The sequence below is a fragment of the Maribacter flavus genome, assembly GCF_008386635.1.
Taxonomy (GTDB): Bacteria; Bacteroidota; Bacteroidia; order Flavobacteriales; family Flavobacteriaceae; genus Maribacter; species Maribacter flavus.
On the sequence record NZ_VUOE01000002.1, the window covers coordinates 1,188,034 to 1,202,750 of the forward strand.

Consider the following 14,717-nt stretch of genomic DNA (forward strand, 5'->3'; position numbering starts at 1 on the left):
ATAAAACTACCCATTTTCTTGGGACAAAAATTCCTCACGTGTCAACACCTTCCCTTTCAAGCGCTCTTTCCAATTCCTCCATTTGTATTTTTTTGAAAACAACCATAGCAACAAGGGAAATATTACAAATACAGGCACCAAAACGTCCCATCCCAATACCGGATTAGAAATATCCCGATAAACGGAATCTGTCTGAAAAGCCGTCCAATCCGCGGTGACCAACAAGGCAGCCGTTAAATTATTAGCAGCATGAAAACCAAGGGCCAATTCCAAACCTTCATCCATTAGGGTAAGAATGCCCAGAAAAAACCCTGTCCCGATATAGAATACGAGAATACCGTATCCCAGCTTTTCAACTTCTGGATTGAAGATATGTAACATTCCAAATAGTAGCGAGGTAAAAACTAGGGGAAACCATCTATTTTTGGTCAAGATTCCAAGTCCCTGCATCAAATAGCCACGCATAAAATATTCTTCCATACTGGTTTGTATCGGAATAAAAATGATTGAAATAGCAGCCAAAATTAGAAATGGAACCAATTTGAAATTAAAGGCATAATCTTCTGGTGCCAACCATATATCGAGAAATATCAATGCTATGGAAATGGATGCCCAAAGTCCGAATGCGTAAAAAATTCGGCTCCAATCTATTTTCTTTCGGGAAGTCGTTAAAGAAGTAACCGACTGTTTGTGTCCCAGTGCTACGTAGGCCAACAAACAAACCAATCCAATAGCAAAAGTGAGCAACATCAAAAACAAAAAGGTATTGGAACCCAAGGCTTCGGACATACTTCCCAAATCCCCCGTCACCAGCGTCCCTGCTGCATCGGATGCAATAAGAGCTACAAGTAAAGGAATGCCGCCAAAAATCTGCCAAGCCCCAAATACCACAAACACCCCTAGTATAAACCTCCAACTTTCACTTAAACCCTTATACGCCTGTTCTATGTACATATTTGTTCAATTAAATTTGCTTCCCAATTTTTATGTTTTTCGTAATACAAACCGCCATTTTTTACGACTAGCGGACTCTCAAAATTATTAGTGAACAGGGACCCCGTTCCCAAGCCCTGGGGCATTTTGTTCTCTAAGGAAGCGGTCCATTGCGCAATGGCGTTCAATCCTATATTGCTCTCCAAGGCACTGGTGATCCACCACCCAATTCCCCCCTTTTCGGCCAAATCTATCCATTCCTGGCTACCCGCAAACCCACCTACCAAACTAGGTTTTAAAATTATATATTGGGGCTTAATGGTGTCCAAAAGTTCCTTTTTTTTCGAAATCTCAGTAATACCGATCAGTTCCTCGTCCAACGCAATGGGCAACGGGGTTCGCTTACAGAGCTCCCGCATGGCCCTCCAATTTCGCTGTTTAATGGGTTGCTCAATGGAGTGCAACTGAAACTCCGCTAGGGCCCCGAGTTTCTTTAAGGCCTCGTCAGGAGTAAAAGCGCCATTGGCGTCTACCCTGAGCTCAATTTCATCGGAAGAAAAATCCTTTCGAATAGTTTCCAATAGTGCCAATTCGACCTCAAAATCGATGGCCCCAATTTTCATTTTTATACAGGAAAAACCTTGTTCCAATTTCTCGCTGATCTGAGCCTTCATGTAATCGGCATCACCCATCCAAATAAGGCCATTGATTGGAATTGGTTTATTTTCAAGTAGAAATGGTGTATTAAAAAGGGTAAACGGATTTTTCCTTTCCAAGGAAATAAAAGCTTGTTCCAAACCAAATTGGATACTGGGAAAATCCCTAAGTTCCGTCAATAAGGCCGACTTGCCCATTTGAATGTTCCGCTCCACCCATCTACACTTTTCCTCATAGCCCGGAACATCGTCGTAACTGAGGCCCTTAAATAATCCGCACTCCCCTATTCCCTTTTTTTCCCCGTGTTCCAGCACCACGAACCAAGTCTCCTTGGTCCTTAAAACCCCTCTGGACGTCCCGCTAGGAGTCTTAAAATTGAGTACGTATTTTTTAAAGGTGGCCTTCATGGAGGTTCTTGAAACTTTCCAACATAAAATACCCCATAGGTATCCTAGTCGAATCCTTCAAATTTAGCTATATTTTGACTTTCAATAAAAGTTGTATGGGCGGTATCAAAAATAAAGTTGTCTGGATTACGGGTGCCTCTTCCGGTATTGGGGAAGCGTTGGCGTACCAGTTGAATGATCTTGGGGCCAAAACGATCCTTTCGGCCCGAAGGGAAACTGAACTGGAACGCGTCAAAAAGAATTGCAAATTTCCCGAAAACGTTGCCGTTCTCCCGTTGGATTTGGCAAACTTGGCCGAACTGGAAACCATGCCCAAAAAAGCGATTTCGTGCTTCGACAAAATAGATATTTTGATAAATAACGGGGGCATCAGTCAACGTTCTTTGATAAAAGACACCGCCTTTAAAGTATATCAGAACCTAATCAATATCAACTACCTGGGAGCTATACAGTTAACCCGATGCTTGCTCCCCCACTTTACAGAGAAGAAGTCGGGTCATTTTGTCACCATAACAAGTCTAATGGGCAAATTTTCCTCGCCTTACCGATCGGGTTATTGTGGGGCGAAACATGCCTTGCATGGTTTCTTCGATGCCTTACGAATGGAACATGCAAAAGACGGAATCTTAGTAACATTGATTTGCCCTGGTTTCGTACAGACCAACGTAGCGAAAAATGCTTTGGTTGGTGATGGAAGTTCTTCCAATACGGAGGATGATGCCACCAAAAACGGGATTTCCCCAACGGTATGTGCGCAAAAAATAATCGAGGCGATCATTGCTGAAAAATTCGAAGTCTATATTGGGGGAAAAGAAAGATTTGGAGTATACTTGAAACGGTTTTTCCCAAAACTATTGCACAAACTCGTTTTGAATAGTAAGGTTAGGTAATCCTACTTGAAGTGAAACCAAAAACGCACCCCTTTGGCGGTTCGGTCGGTATTTAGGGTCGTCTGCAGCTGATTGGCCAAACGATTCATCAAACGGATACCCATGGAGGAATTCGCCCTTTCTTCTGAATCTTCCGGTAAGCCCACACCGTTATCGGTATATTCAAAAAATCCTTCCTGCCCTTGCGTCTTACGCACGTGAATGTAGATTTTACCGTTTTCCTCATCGTTCGGAAAGGCATATTTGAACGAATTGGACACCAATTCGTTCAACATGAGTCCAAAGGGTATGGCCCGGTCAATATCCAGCTCTACACCTTCCGCATCGATTGTGATATTAATATTATGCCCACCTTTTTTATAGACCGATTGTACGCTATTGATCAGACTTTCAATATAGCCCTGCATTTCAATAACGGAAAGATCTTCGTTCTGATATAGTTTTTGATGTATCAAGGCCATGGCCTTTACCCTACTTTTTCCTTCTTCCAAAGCCTCAATGGCCGCCTTGCTTTTTGTATTCTTGGTCTGTAGGCTCAACAAGCTGGATACCATTTGAAGATTGTTCTTTACCCTGTGATGTATCTCCTTTAAGAGCGAATCCTTTTCAATGAGGGAATTTTCTATAAAATGTTTTTGCTCCGCGATCAATCGCTGGTTCTTTATACTTTTCAAGTAGGCATATACCAGCCCGGAAAATCCTAAAAGGGTAAAAATCAAGGAAATAAAAACAAGACTGATTTTCTCGTCCTTTTCAATGATCTCGTTTCTGGATTTCTCCAAGTCGGCCTTTTGGGCTTCCACCATCTTTCTGGAATTCTCCAAGTCCTGTTTTAGAACCGACTCCAATTGCTGACTTTTGATGTTGGTGTCATTATCGTCCAAGGAATCTCGTATCCTATTATTCTGCTTTAAATACTCGTTGGCGCTTTTATAGTCTCCGGTCCTGTCATAATAGGAAGCGTAAAGTCTATTTCTTTTGATGACGTTTCTAATCTTTTTTGGGGCGAGGTCATTGCTCAGGTAGTCCGTGGCTTTTTCAAAATTGTTCAATTGAAGGTAACATTCTGCGATTTCCAAGGTATTCTCTACAAGTTCCGTGGAAACCTTCCCCGTATTGTATTTATTGATAAGGTCAATACTCTCTTCCAAATAAGGGATGGCCTTTTGATATTCCTTTAGTTGCACATAACACTTTCCAATGTTTCCAACGATTACGCCCTTTAAATGATTGCCCTCGTTTATTTGATTTTCAGTCTTTGTATTGATGATATCGCTAAAATAGACATCTATCAAAGCCTTTGCCTTTTTAAAATAACCCAATGCCGTAGGGGTAGATTTATCCAGTCGCAGGTAATTTCCAATGTTATTGTTGTAGACCGCCTGGGCATAAAAATCGCCATCTTCCAAGTTCTTTTTTTCCTCGGTCATATAGTCTTCCATAGCCTTTCTATGCTGACCTAGACTTGAATAGATATCATAAAACGAAACATTATCGGTGAGTCCAAATTCCCTTTTAAACCTTCTGATTTCAATCTGTTTATCATAAAGTTCCAACTTGGAATAGTCATCGTCCATGATATTGAGAATGAGCGCTTTCTTTTCCATGGGATATTTTTCCATGTCATCGAACAATTCTTTGGCAATGGCCAAACTCTTCTCATAATCACCCAAATCATAGTATATTTTCGACTGGATCAATTGATAATCGGACACGGAAGTACTATCGCTGGTCTTTTGGGAACTGTTCAAATAAACATTTACGGCATCCAACCAGTCGTAAGCGGAATTTTGGTTATACCTGTTGGAAGTATCAAAGAAAAAATCGATTCGACTTTCTGAATCGGGAAGTTGCTTGAACTGCTCAAAATAATTCTCGCCTTGTAATGGTACATCCTGTGCGTTTACCTCCAAAGAGGTAAACAGAAGAAAAAATACACCTAATAATAGTACCAAAAAACCTCTTTTCATATCATGCTCAAAAGAAGGTAATAGACGTATTGCGATATTCGTTCTGATAATCTATACAATTGCAACTGAAATAATTGTTATTTCTGCCCTAACAATTTACGCCGTAAACCCCATCAATTCAAGTAATTTTAGTAGATATCCGCATGTTTAAAAATCCCACCAAAGACATAAATCTATATCCCAAAGAGAATTCACAATAACTATTTCCCAACAATCATTAGAAAAATCGTATTGCGGAATATCTTATCATTACAAAAATATTACTTAGAAGGGCCGGTCCTGATTTAATGTTGTATAATGTCGATTTTTTGTTGTGAAGATGCAGTTAAACGACAATCATGCCATTTCAACCGATTTTTAATACACTTAATCGATAAACGGAACTATGAATATGATTAAATCCTAATGAAAATTCTAAGAATTCATCGCTGAAATGATAAGCTCCTTAAAATCCTTTGAAATAGGAATCAAGGTATTGTTTATCATAATATCCTTTGAATTGATAGCATCTATATGGTCTACATTTACGATATACGATTTATGAGCTCTATAAAACTTGTTCTGAGGTAATTTTTCCAAATAATCCTTAAGGGGAGAGCGTACCAAGAACTTTTTGTCCGCAGTATTTACCTCTAAATAGACATTATCGGCCTTTATAAATTGGATATCACCAAATTGAATTCTATAATAAAGATGCTGCTTTTTAACAAAAATGGAATCCTTTAGAATCGAATTGCTCATGGGGACATCCTCGTTGGATTCTTCCAAATTATTGGTAGTCTTACCGGAAGCCTGTTTACCATAGATAAAATTCGAAAGGGCTATTTCTATGGAAGTGTACAAATCTTGCTGCTCAAAGGGTTTTACCAAATAACCATTGGGTTTAACCGTTTTGGCGTTTTCTACAGTAGCCCTGTCCGAGTTTGAGGTTACGAAAATAAAAGGGATGTCATAGTTTTCTCTAATATGTTTCCCTAGGTCGATTCCTGTTTTATCGGAGGCAAGAATAATGTCAATCAGGACAAGGTCTACCTGTTTTGTCTTAAGGACCTCAACAGCTTGCTCATAAACGATAACATTATCTACAATTTCATACCCAATTTCCTCCAACATGGACTGCATATCATCTGCGATGATTACGTTGTCCTCTACGATTAGTATTTTAATAGGTTGTTCCAAAATTGTAAATTGTTTAGTGGGTTAACGTTCAAAACTACAAAAAATTGTAATAACTAAAATAAAAGAGCAATGCCAGCGCAAAGGTACTCAAGGCGACCTTCTTGAGTTCCGGGTCCAACATTGCAGGAGATTTATTGTACCACACCGTGACCATATGAATAAAAATTGGAACAAAGGCCAATAAACTTATCCCATGTTTCCATTCCGTAGCGGTCACTAGTATAAAGGCCGACCATGAAATGAAAGCTAGTATTAAAATGGTAAAATGGTAAAATTTCCCTTTTTTAAAGCCAATCTTAACGATCATCGTAATCTTGCCGGAATCCTCATCAGACGCATGGTCCCTCAAATTATTCAGGTTTAGGACTCCAACGCTTAAAAGGCCTACCGTAATCGCGGGCAGAAAGGAAATCCAAAAAATAGTCTTGACGAACAAAAACATGCTACCTATAACAGACAATAATCCAAAAAAGAGGAATACAAAAACATCTCCCAATCCCTGATAGCCATAGGCATTTTTACCAACGGTATATCTTACCGCTGCCCAAATACTCAGCACACCCAAAAGTAGAAAAAGCAGTACCCATACTATTTCCTTCATGCCAAATGAAAAATAAAGCAATGCCAATATTAATAACAAATCAATTATAATGGATATTAGGATTCCTTTTTTCAAAGAACCTTGGGTCAATAGCCCGCTTTGTAGTGCACGCTTGGGACCGATCCTATTTTCGTTGTCCGTGCCTTTTACGCCATCACCATAATCGTTGGCAAAGTTTGAAGTGATCTGAAAACCTATGGTGGTCAAAATGGCCAACCAAAAAATAAGTGGGCTGGAGTGGCCAAAGTACGAGGCCAAGGTAGCACCAACTAATATACCTGACACCGATAATGGAAGGGTTCTTAACCTTGCGGCGTTTATCCACGCCTTAAACTGGGGCACTCTAATATGGATCTTCTATTTGAACTCTTTTCCCTTCTTTATAAGATGCCACAAAGGCGTCCTCAAAACCAAGGTTTACCAGTTGCTGCCTAAACGACCTGGCCTCTTCCAAAGTCTCGAAAGTTCCCAAGGAATAGGAATAAAAAGGATTCGTTTTTACAAATAAGGTATTGGTCAAGGCTTCAGAAGCAAGTGTTACATTGTTGTCTACAAAGGACTTAACCTGCACCGAATATATTTTTTCCTTCTCTAGGAATTGTTTCGCCAAATAAAACTCCTTTACCAAGCTTAGCTCATCATTTTGAGCTTTTAAATTGTCGATACGGGTTTTTATAGCATCCAAACTATCTATGGATACCAATAAATTATTGTTTTGTTTGTCCAACGAATTTGAGGTTTTTAGACCAGCCGTAAAAGAAGTAAGGGCCAACCCTCCTATCAAGAAAAAAGCGGTAATCCCCGCGAAAATATTTCGCTGTATTTTACTGCGTTTAAGCTCCTTGTTTTTAAATTTTATTTGATCTAAAAGGCGCTCATTGATTATTTGGGCCTTATCTATGTCTTTATGCAACTCTAAAAGATCGCTTTCTTCGATAAAGGGCATATGATGAAGTATTTTGGTCTAAAAAACTACCTTAAATTTAACAAATAAAAGAGTTCGAATTACACTTCTAACTCTGTAATAGAACAAAAATAGGACTAACGGCATACTACACAAAAAATAAGGTGACAATTTTCTGATAAAAAATTGAACACCAAGCGTTTACTTACTACAACCCACAATTACAGCCTATTGGGCCAAACGTATACCGTCCTTCTCCAAGGCAACCTTTCTTTCCTTATACAAGGTCCCCAAACCCTTCTTAAAGGTTTTCTTGCTCATTTGAAACATGTCCATAATATCTTCTGGGTCTGATTTATCGTGAAAGGGCAAAAAGCCTCCCTTTTCCTTCAATACATTGTAAATCTTATTGGCGGCCGGCTCAAGAACCTTTGTCCCAAGGGGCTGCAAGGATATATCCAATTTATTGTCCTTCCTTATTTTTTTCACGCAACCCGGTATCACGTCCCCAATATTGACCGATTTGAAGACTTCGTTGAAATATACCAAACCTTTGTGCTTTTCGTTCACAATGACTTCCCAGCCTAACTCGGTTTGACGTATAATGACCAAATCCACTTCCTCCCACTCCTTTAGATTTAGGTTTTCATTGCTCAAAAATTTATCCAGTTTATTGGATGCGACCAAACGGCCCGTCTTTTCGTCTAAATAACAATGTACCACGTACCACTGGCCTTGCTTCATTTTGCTTCGTTGTTCCCTAAAAGGCACTAACAGGTGTTTCTCCAAGCCCCAATCCATAAAGGCACCAAACTCATTGACTTCGGCAACCTGAAGCAATCGAAACTCCCCTAACATAATATCCGGCTCCAAGGTAGTGGCTACGGGCCTTTCGTCATAATCCAAATAACAGAACACCTCTATTTGTCCCCCGATCTCGTAGGATTCAGGCACATATTTATTTGGCAACAATACATCATTGCCTTCATCGTCTCCAAGAAACAGTCCTACACTGGTATCCCTAAGGATTTTTAAGACATTTTTTCTTCCTATTTCTATCATGTTGCAAAGTTAGTACAATAAATAACGGGGCAATTAAACAATGTCGTAAATAAAAAAGCTGCCCCAAAGGAAGCAGCTTTTTTTAATACTTTACTATTCTATCTATTAATAAACGGATGCCTTTTTGAAATGCTTACATAGCATGTAATATACAACAGCTCTATGCTTGTTCTTATTGGATGAACCATATTTATCCAAAACGGATTTGATAGCCTCCATTAATTGAGGACCGTCACTTAGTCCCAATTTCTTTATCAGGTAGTTGTTCTTTACCGTTTCAAGTTCCTTTTCGTCACCTCCAGACACTTTGGAGGCGTCAAGGTTGTAAATTGATGGCCCTAAACCAACGGTTACTTTGGTAAGCAAATCCATGTCTGCAGTCTCACCGAATTTATCCTTGATGTCGGCTGCATATTTTTCAATAAGCTCGTCTCTTTTACTCATAATTTTAGTGTCTTATTTAATTAATAGTTAATATTCCTTACAAGATATGAAATGAAAATAATCCGTCAAAATTTTATTATTGATAAGTCTAGGGGTATGTACTTCCAAAAGTTTTGGTAAGTCGGCAGGTTTGTAGAATTCTTCCAAGGCCTTTTCCAAACTATTCCCGTCGTCCGCGGTACTATAACCAACATGGAACATTTCACATAATTGGGAAGCTTTCAGCGCATGCTTGGTCTCAAAAAAACGTTCGTACGCCTCGGTATCCTTCCTGCCAGGGAGTATCCGAAAGATTCCTCCTCCCCCATTGTTTATCAGTATAATTCTAAAATCTGACCTTATATAGTCATTCCATAGGGCATTGCTATCATAGAAAAAACTAAGGTCGCCCGTTATCAATAACGTGGGCGATTCATTATATACCGATGCACCCATTGCCGTGGACGTACTGCCGTCAATACCACTGGTGCCCCTGTTACAAAACACCTCTAGCGTAGGGTCCAATTCAAAGAGCTGTGTATACCGTATCGTTGAGCTGTTGGCCAACTGCAACTGATAGTTTTTAGGAATTGATTGTAATAGCTTATCAAATACAAGAAAATCCGAATATGGAATCTTCTTCAAATACAATTTCCGCCCTTTCATATACTGCAACTTTACGTGGTTCCATTTTTCAAAATAAGGAGAAGACTTTTTACCATTCTGGTCGTATAACTTGCGGAAAAAATCATTGACCGAATATTCAAAGTGCTTACCCAAACAAAAGAAGGTATCATTTGCCTTGGTGGCACCTACATGCCAATGGTACTTTGGGGTATATTCCCTTAAAAACGCTTTTATTTTTTTGGAGACTACATGTCCACCGACAGTGATCAGCACATCAGGTCTTAGGTTTTCGAATAAGGTATGCTTTGAACCACTTAATTCAATAGGAGCTAAAATGGAATCAATGCTGTTAAAAAAATTTGGGTGATGGATATTGGAGGTGGTTTCAGTAAAAACCACAACCGAGGCGTCATTACCCAAGGTATCCAACACATCCTTTGAAATAGAATTTGGATGGTTTACCCCCACCAATACTATCTTTTTTTCGGCATTGTTCCAGCTATCCAAGACTTCATCAGGAAGGTTCAATGGGTTTTGCATAGGAGCCGGAATGGCATCGGGAAGCATCAAATCCATTTCTTCAAGATCGTATAAAGGTTCCTCAAACGGAACGTTCACATGTACGGGAAGCTTATTTTGGATCACTATGGAAAATGCCTTGTTCAGTTCGCCATGATTAAAGGTATCCACAAGTTCCTGTTCCGTCTTTAAATCCTTACCCTCCAACCACTCGGGTCGGTATCTGTTAATTCTTCCCGTCGCGTGGATAAGGTCTTGCCTTAGATTTGCCGAATATCCAATGTGCCTGTCATAAACATGGTCCTGACGGATGGTCTGACCATCGCCAATATCAATTTTATAGGAGGGTCTATCCGCAGAAATGACAACGAGCGGAATTTCACTGTAGAAAGCTTCGGCAATGGCAGGATAGTAATTCAACAACGCACTCCCCGAAGTGCAAACCAAAGCCACGGGCCGTTGCAAATTCTGGGCCATACCCAATGCGAAAAATGCTGCACAACGCTCATCAACGATGCTAAAACAATCAAAAAAAGGATCCTCTGTAAAAGATAAGGTTAACGGTGCATTTCTGGAACCGGGCGAAATGATTATATTATTAATCCCATTGACTTTACAATGCCCAATAATGGATTGGGCCACGGGTATGTTGGAGTAATTCATCAACTACAAAATTAAGACCTATGGGCTTCAAAAACCAATTGTTAAGCACTTAATCCAAGAGTACCTTTAAAATGGTCTGGCTTTTATTTTCTGTCTCCTCCCATTCTTTCCAAGGGTCTGAATCTGAGGTTATTCCACCCCCAATAAAAATACTTGCCGCCGTGCCGTCCAGTTGCATGCAGCGCAGATTGACAAAAAGTTCCGTCGATTCCAACACGGAACGATATGCTTTTTGTTCCGTATTCCGAGGGTTCGTGCTTCGTTCCACTTCATTTTTCAGGTTTAATTCCCCCAAGTATCCCGTATAGAACATTCGGTCATAATGCTCGTTCTCCAAAATGAACTTTTTTGCCCTTTTGGTTGGAATACCACAAACCGCAGGTGTAGGATGTAACGCCCTTATCAAAGTCCCAAGCTTTTCCCTTTCGAAACGACCCGAAATCTTGGTCCTTAAATGCCATAGTTGCCCCGCCCGGACGGACTCCAAATCCCCAATTTTTAAGTCGGTCGTAGTGTCCTGTAAAGCCGTCGCTATATAATCCGTCACCAACTGCTGTTCGTGCAGTTCCTTCTTCTCCCATTCGGGCATTTCCACTTCCTCCCGTACCATTTGCGTTCCTGCCAAGGACATGGTTACAAAGGAATTTCCCCTACTCTTTAATAGAATTTCCGGAGTGGCGCCCAACCATGTCCCGATCTTTGGGTGATGCCATAAATAGCACAGGGCATTTTCATAAGCATGTACCAGACGTTGAAAAATGACCAGTGCGGAGGCGGCAACACGCACCTCCTTTTTTCTTGAAAGCACCACCTTTTCCAGTTGGCCGGATTTGATAGCTTCGATGGCCCTGGAAACCATTCTTTCATAGGATTCGGATGCCCCAACTTCCTTTTTTAGAGGGTTTTTGGTCGTACTTATGTTCCCGGGGGTAAAAACTTCGGAAAGGACTTCATCGCATTGTATTAGAATCGGACTTTGCACGGTATCGAATGGGGCAAATACAAAACCACTTTCGGTAAAATCGGTAACGGAATGGAGTTGTGTATCCCGCTGAAAAACACCCTTAATTTCAAATTCTTTCGGTTTTTTATAAATCACGAAAGGGAGACCTTGCTCCAATTGACCTTGGGCCCTATTTAAAATTGGATACGCCATCTTACTTCTTTGGAAGGGCAATCGTGGTGAGTTTACAGACCGATATCAATTGGTCCTCCTCGTTCGTTATGCGAATATCCCAAACCTGTGTAGTCCTCCCCTTATGGATAAATGAAGCCTTCGCATACACAAAGCCCTCCTTCACACTTTTAACGTGATTGGCGGAAATCTCGATTCCCCTAACAAAGAACTCCGCTGCATTCAAAAATACATAGGAGGCCATACTCCCTACACTTTCGGCCAATGCTACCATAGCGCCTCCGTGGAGCACCCCGTCCGGCTGATGCACCCTTGGGTTTACCGGCATTTTAGCAATTAGGAAATCCTCCCCTACATCTACATACGAAATGTTCAAGGTTTCCATGAGGGTATTCTTTGAGGAGTTATTGCAGACCTCAAGTATCTTATCTTTGTGTTCGCCCATGCTTTTTTTTTGTAAAATTAAGCAATAGAACACCAAGAGGCAGGAATAGACACCATGGATTTATGCAGACCACAATAAAAAATGTCCAATACCAACATACCAATTCCTATGAAACCCTGAATGATCTGGGGCCCAAAACCAAAAATGTTTGGTTGGCCTTTCATGGCATAGGTTTTCTAAGCAAATACTTTTTGAGATATTTCGAGGATTTGGATAGTGACCAAAACTATATAATCGCGCCCCAGGCGCCTTCAAAGTATTATTTGAACGGAAAATATAGGCATGTGGGAGCAAGTTGGTTGACACGGGTGGACAGGGAGCAAGAAACCCAAAATATCCTCAATTATGTAGGTAAGATTTTGGAATCCGAAAACATCCCGAGTCATTGCCAATTAATCGTCTTCGGGTTTTCGCAAGGGGTATCCGTTGCAACACGACTTTTGGCAAAAACAAACCTAAAATGTTCCAAGTTGATTTTATACGCGGGGGGTATCCCCGATGAATTGAAAGCGACCGATTTTGAAAGATTGATAAAGGATGCTACAGCCGTGTATTCCGTGGTTGGTACAGAAGACGAATACATCAACGCCAAAAGATTGGAAGAGGAAACCGAAAAATTAGACCAACTTTTTCAGGGCACCGCAAAACAAATTACTTTTAACGGTGGCCACGAACTGAAAAAAGAAATCATTAATTCCTTTGCCTATTAATATGGAGATTGTTCTGGAAAACGACCGGGTGAAACTATCACCATTGACTTTGGAGAACTATGAAAACCTCCTTCCCATTGCTTCCCAAAAGAAACTGGTCCAATACTCCCCTTCCGATATCGAAACCCCGGAAGCCCTCAAGAATTACGTTCTTATGGCCTTGGAGCAACAGGCACAAAAGTTGGGCATTCCCTTTATCATTTTTGATAAGGCCGTACACAGATACGCGGGCAGTACCCGGTATATGAACATACATTGGAAAAACAAAGTGCTTCATATTGGTTCCACATGGATCGGGAACGAATTTCAAGGAACGGGTCTGAATAGGGAAATGAAACGGCTCATGCTACACCATGCCTTTGTGGACATGGATTTTCAGAAAGTAGAGTTTCGGGTGGACGAAAGAAACTTAAAATCCAGAAGAGCGGTCGAAAAATTGGGATGCAAACTGGAAGGTATTCTTAGAAAGGATGTCTACCTATTGGACGGGTTTAAAAGAAACACCTGCTGTTACGGGCTTTTGAGGGAGGAATGGGAACAGCGTAAGGTTTTGTAGATTCCCGGACACCTCATTCGTAATAGGTGATTTTCCGGGTTGTATAGGTATTTTCTGGGGTTACGATTTGCTTCACCCAATTACCTTCCCCCTCCCTATCGTATTGATAGATATACTCCTTTTTATCCAAAATAGTTTCGCCCCTTTTAATTTCCTGTACCAACATACCGTTTGTATCATATTCAAAGGTGGTCCTTACGGTAGGGACAAACTTTTTGGTCTCCAAATCATATTCAAACTCCTGTTGGGCCAACAATTTCCCATTGGGTCCAAATACTTCCTCGTAGGCCTTGGTGGCCTCTCCTTTTAAAAATTCCTTGGTAAGTACGATTTTTTGCTTCTCCCCATTTTTTGTCTGAAAGGAAGTCCGTATCGATTTTAAGGGTACATCGTTAAGTAAATAGGTGATGGTATACTCGCCTTTGTATTTCTTGTATTCCACCTGTGTTTCATCCGTGCCTTCATCGTTGGTCCTAACAATTTTGGTCAGATCGCCCTTATCGTCATAGGTGTAGATATATTGGTCCAAAAACTCCTTATCATAAGAGATGATGTTCTCCGTAATCTTTGTTTGCCCGATGGTATCCAGTTTAAAAAAGTGCGCTATGGAAGTTCCTGGGTCGAATTTATTGTCCCGGTAGGTTTCGGACCGTTTTTCGACCAAAAGGCTGTCCTGATATTTATAATAGACTACGTCATAGTCCGATTCATTATATCGGGTAACCGATTTGGTAAGCAACCCCCTCTGATTGAAATCATACTCCTCCTTACCATATTTTGTACTGACAAGACAGGTTTTGACGCTATCCTTCAAATCAAAATCCGATACCGTAAAGATTCTTATCTCCTGGGTAAAGGAAGTGGTGGGCAAAGCCAATAAAACCAAAAAGAATATATGGGGATAGTTTTTTACCATAGTACAAAATTAACTCAATTACCTCCCCAAACAAATTACATTCCAAAATAAAAAAGGAGCGATGATTATCGCTCCTTTTCTTGATAGTAAGATATTAAAAAATATATCTACGTTACTTGA

Annotated in this window: 15 protein-coding genes; 3 read left to right on the plus strand and 12 right to left on the minus strand. The window is 40.4% G+C overall.

From position 1 onward, the window contains the following. Positions 1-6: 6 nt before the first annotated feature. Together F0361_RS15505 and F0361_RS15510 are read right to left on the minus strand one after the other, a co-directional pair. Positions 7-954, minus strand: a complete 948-nt coding sequence (locus tag F0361_RS15505) for a CPBP family intramembrane glutamic endopeptidase (protein WP_154919962.1) — start codon at positions 952-954, stop codon at positions 7-9. After that, complete coding sequence (locus tag F0361_RS15510) at positions 945-1,997, minus strand: o-succinylbenzoate synthase (RefSeq protein WP_154919967.1); 1,053 nt, start codon at positions 1,995-1,997, stop codon at positions 945-947. Before F0361_RS15510 ends, F0361_RS15505 begins: the two co-directional genes overlap by 10 nt. A gap of 95 nt (positions 1,998-2,092) precedes the next feature. On the opposite strand from F0361_RS15510, the gene F0361_RS15515 reads away from it, so the two are divergent. Next, the gene (locus F0361_RS15515) at positions 2,093-2,887 is read left to right on the plus strand and encodes an SDR family oxidoreductase (protein ID WP_154919970.1); all 795 of its coding nucleotides are present in this window, start codon (positions 2,093-2,095) and stop codon (positions 2,885-2,887) included. A gap of 2 nt (positions 2,888-2,889) precedes the next feature. On the opposite strand, the gene F0361_RS15520 is transcribed toward F0361_RS15515, so the two are convergent. The 9 genes from F0361_RS15520 to F0361_RS15560 form a co-directional block, all read right to left on the minus strand. Then, a complete protein-coding gene (locus F0361_RS15520; RefSeq protein WP_246160910.1) occupies positions 2,890-4,842 on the minus strand; it encodes a sensor histidine kinase in 1,953 nt (650 codons plus the stop codon). Positions 4,843-5,271: 429 nt separating this feature from the next. After that, on the minus strand, positions 5,272-6,036 hold the full coding sequence (locus F0361_RS15525) for a LytR/AlgR family response regulator transcription factor (RefSeq protein WP_138258336.1): 765 nt from the start codon (positions 6,034-6,036) through the stop codon (positions 5,272-5,274). Positions 6,037-6,070: 34 nt separating this feature from the next. After that, complete coding sequence (gene menA / locus F0361_RS15530) at positions 6,071-6,922, minus strand: 1,4-dihydroxy-2-naphthoate octaprenyltransferase (protein ID WP_246160911.1); 852 nt, start codon at positions 6,920-6,922, stop codon at positions 6,071-6,073. Between the two features lie 58 nt (positions 6,923-6,980). Next, positions 6,981-7,583: an SPOR domain-containing protein gene (locus F0361_RS15535; RefSeq protein ID WP_154919977.1), complete on the minus strand. Its 603-nt coding sequence runs from the start codon at positions 7,581-7,583 to the stop codon at positions 6,981-6,983. A gap of 186 nt (positions 7,584-7,769) precedes the next feature. After that, positions 7,770-8,603 carry a CvfB family protein gene (locus F0361_RS15540; protein WP_154919980.1) on the minus strand — a complete coding sequence of 278 codons (834 nt, stop codon included), beginning with the start codon at positions 8,601-8,603 and terminating at the stop codon, positions 7,770-7,772. A 105-nt stretch (positions 8,604-8,708) separates the two neighbouring features. Beyond that, entirely contained in the window at positions 8,709-9,047 is a 339-nt protein-coding gene (locus F0361_RS15545) for a DUF2853 family protein (RefSeq protein WP_154919982.1), read from the minus strand. Positions 9,048-9,074: 27 nt separating this feature from the next. Next, entirely contained in the window at positions 9,075-10,835 is a 1,761-nt protein-coding gene (menD, locus tag F0361_RS15550) for a 2-succinyl-5-enolpyruvyl-6-hydroxy-3-cyclohexene-1-carboxylic-acid synthase (RefSeq protein ID WP_154919984.1), read from the minus strand. A 49-nt stretch (positions 10,836-10,884) separates the two neighbouring features. Next, a complete protein-coding gene (locus F0361_RS15555; protein ID WP_154919986.1) occupies positions 10,885-11,991 on the minus strand; it encodes a chorismate-binding protein in 1,107 nt (368 codons plus the stop codon). A gap of 1 nt (position 11,992) precedes the next feature. After that, positions 11,993-12,415 carry a PaaI family thioesterase gene (locus tag F0361_RS15560; RefSeq protein ID WP_154919988.1) on the minus strand — a complete coding sequence of 141 codons (423 nt, stop codon included), beginning with the start codon at positions 12,413-12,415 and terminating at the stop codon, positions 11,993-11,995. Positions 12,416-12,477: 62 nt separating this feature from the next. Here F0361_RS15560 and F0361_RS15565 point away from each other — a divergent pair, with 62 nt between their 5' ends. Beyond that, positions 12,478-13,125 carry an alpha/beta hydrolase gene (locus tag F0361_RS15565; protein WP_154919991.1) on the plus strand — a complete coding sequence of 216 codons (648 nt, stop codon included), beginning with the start codon at positions 12,478-12,480 and terminating at the stop codon, positions 13,123-13,125. Between the two features lies 1 nt (position 13,126). Beyond that, positions 13,127-13,681, plus strand: coding sequence for a GNAT family N-acetyltransferase (locus tag F0361_RS15570; protein WP_154919993.1), 555 nt, complete (start codon positions 13,127-13,129; stop codon positions 13,679-13,681). Between the two features lie 13 nt (positions 13,682-13,694). On the opposite strand, the gene F0361_RS15575 is transcribed toward F0361_RS15570, so the two are convergent. Beyond that, positions 13,695-14,597, minus strand: coding sequence for a hypothetical protein (locus tag F0361_RS15575; protein WP_154919995.1), 903 nt, complete (start codon positions 14,595-14,597; stop codon positions 13,695-13,697). Between the last annotated feature and the right edge of the window lie 120 nt (positions 14,598-14,717).